Below are 263 nucleotides of genomic sequence, written 5' to 3'. Positions count from 1 at the left end.
CACGAGGAGGACATGGAGATCTGGGACTCCCAGGGCGCCCTGGTGGCCCAGGCCCGCCAGCTGGCCATGCTGCTCTGAGAGCGCCGCTTCGCGCGTGGGGCCGCCGACGTCCGTCGGCGGCCCCACGCGCGTCAGCGGGCGGACCGCACGGCGGGGACCCGGCTCGCGTGGGCCCCTGCGCGGCCGGTGACGCGCGGCACGGACACCGGAGGACCCGTCCCGGCCTAGCGCTCGCGCCGGGCGCGCAGGACGGTGTCGTGGGT

The 263-nt window shown here is 78.3% G+C and carries 1 protein-coding gene; it reads left to right on the top strand.

The features are described from left to right. Positions 1 to 78 (top strand): thioesterase family protein (locus tag ADL05_RS31560; RefSeq protein WP_231640615.1); only part of this gene is annotated, 78 nt, incomplete at its 5' end. Positions 79 to 263 lie beyond the last annotated feature (185 nt).

This window comes from Nocardiopsis sp. NRRL B-16309, from assembly GCF_001279585.1.
Taxonomy (GTDB): domain Bacteria; phylum Actinomycetota; class Actinomycetes; order Streptosporangiales; family Streptosporangiaceae; genus Nocardiopsis.
The sequence above is the reverse complement of the archived record's forward strand: the minus strand, read 5'-3'. Positions and strand labels throughout refer to the sequence as shown.